Genomic DNA, 1,856 nt, shown 5'->3' on the forward strand with positions numbered 1-1,856 from the left:
GGACTGACCGCCCGGGGCCGTTGGTCCGGGGTCCGGGGTCCGGGGCGGTCGGCCCCGGGCGGTCAGTCCCGGGCGTAGTCGGCGAGCGCGGGTTCGAGGAGGTCGAAGGCGCGGGCGGCCTCCTCCCTGAGAGTCGCGGCGATGTCGGAGCCGGTGCGGCCGGCCAGGGTGAGTTCCTGGATGCGCTGGAAGAGGGTGCGGTGCACGCCGCCGAGCAGGGCCGCGGCCGTACGGGCGGTGATGTCGTAGGGGCGCGCGCCGGTGGCCTCGGCGAGGGCGCGGGCCAGTGCCTCCTCGCGTTGGTCGTGCAGGGCGCGCAGGCAGGCCGAGAGGGTAGGGCTGTCGGCGATCATCCGGGAGAACTCGAGCCCGGCGAAGCCGACGACGGGGTCCTGTGCCGCGACGGCGTCCTGGAAGGCCAGCCGGAGCGCGGTCAGGGCGGACTGGCCGGGCGGCCGGGCGGCGACGGTGCGGGCGAGGCCGGCGACGAACTCCTCCTGGTGGTCGAAGGCCAGGTCCTCCTTGCGCGGGAAGTAGTTGGTCACGGTCTTCTTGGCCACGCGGGCGGCGACGGCGATCTCGGCGATCGTCGTGCGCTCGAAGCCCTGCCGGAGGAAGAGCCGCGTGGCGTGGTCGGAGATCAGCTGCCGGGTCTCCCGCTTCTTGGCCTCGCGCAGGCCCAGTTCGCCGGCTGGGGCGTCGGCCGTGGTTTCGATACCCATGGGGGAACCTTACATCGGTCGCAAATTTATGTTGACAGTCGCCATGCGCCCCGCTTAAAGTTACGTCGAAGGTAAATTTACTCCGAAGGAAAGAAGCCTCATCGTGCAGGTCTCCACCTCCACCGTCTCCCTCACCGTCGACGACGTCGCCGCGTCCCAGGCGTTCTTCACCACGCATCTCGGCTACACCGAGGTGGCCGCCGCCGACGGCTTCGCCTCGCTCCACCGCGAGGACGCCGCGGTCGACCTCGTCCTGCTGCGCCGCGGCATCGAGGTCCTGCCGCCCGAGCAGCGCGACCAGCACGCCGCCGGCCTCATCCTCGCCTTCACCGTCAGCGGGCTGGAGGACGAGGAGAAGCGGCTGCGGGCCGAGGGCGTCGAGATCACCATGCCGCTGCGGGAGGAGCCCTGGGGCGAGCGGCTGTTCCAGATAACCGACCCCAACGGCGTGATCGTCCAGTTCGTCGAGTGGGTCACGCCGGCCGACGCCTGACCCGCCCGCCCGCACACCCCGTCCAGCAGCGACCGGAGGCCGTTGTGAGAACCCTGCAGACCGTGGCGCTGGTGGCCGCCACCGTGGGGGCCGGCCTGATGGCGGGGCTGTTCGGCGTCTTCGCCTGCGCCGTCATGCCGGCCCTGGCCCGGCTGGACGACCGGGGGTTCGTCCAGGCCATGCAGCACATCAACCGGGAGATCCTGAACGGCTTCTTCCTGACCCCCTTTCTGCTCCCGCTCCCCCTGCTGTGTCTCGCGGTGTTCCTGTCCGCGAAGGGGCAGGACGCCGGCGCCCTGCCGTGGATCGTCGCCGCGCTGGCCCTGTACGCGGTGGCCTTCCTCGTCACCGGCACGCGGAACGTGCCCCTCAACAACGCGCTCGACGCGGTCTCCCCGACCGCAGGGGACGGGCCGCTCGGCGCCGCCCGGGCGGCCTTCGAGGGGCCCTGGGTGGCCTGGAACACCGTCCGCGCCCTGCTGCACACGGGAGCCTTCGGCTGCCTCGTCTGGGCGCTGCGGCAGGCGCCCGGTCCGGGGGCCTGAGCCGCGGACACGAGGCGGGGACGTCAAGGGGAGCGCCGCCCGACGCCCGGCCGGGCCCGGCCCGCCCCTCCGGCGACTTTCGGCCCCCGTCCCGGA

Annotated in this window: 3 protein-coding genes; 2 read left to right on the plus strand and 1 reads right to left on the minus strand. The window is 72.8% G+C overall.

Translation table 11 applies throughout. The features are described 5' to 3' along the window. Positions 1-62 precede the first annotated feature (62 nt). On the minus strand, positions 63-722 hold the full coding sequence (locus ACSNOD_RS30875; RefSeq protein ID WP_436770383.1) for a TetR/AcrR family transcriptional regulator: 660 nt from the start codon (positions 720-722) through the stop codon (positions 63-65). 103 nt (positions 723-825) lie between these two features. On the opposite strand from ACSNOD_RS30875, the gene ACSNOD_RS30880 reads away from it, so the two are divergent. Together ACSNOD_RS30880 and ACSNOD_RS30885 are read left to right on the plus strand one after the other, a co-directional pair. Continuing rightward, complete coding sequence (locus tag ACSNOD_RS30880) at positions 826-1,215, plus strand: VOC family protein (RefSeq protein ID WP_436770384.1); 390 nt, start codon at positions 826-828, stop codon at positions 1,213-1,215. Between the two features lie 44 nt (positions 1,216-1,259). Next, a complete protein-coding gene (locus ACSNOD_RS30885; protein WP_436770385.1) occupies positions 1,260-1,760 on the plus strand; it encodes a DUF1772 domain-containing protein in 501 nt (166 codons plus the stop codon). The last annotated feature ends 96 nt before the right edge of the window (positions 1,761-1,856 follow it).

Origin of the sequence: Streptomyces sp. URMC 123, from assembly GCF_051386515.1 — a bacterium.
Lineage (GTDB): Bacteria > Actinomycetota > Actinomycetes > Streptomycetales > Streptomycetaceae > Streptomyces.

What these genes read in the sequence shown, in the direction of transcription:
- ACSNOD_RS30875 (WP_436770383.1), bottom strand. Translation starts at nt 722, where the DNA reads ATGGGTATCGAAACCACGGCCGACGCCCCAGCCGGCGAACTGGGCCTG.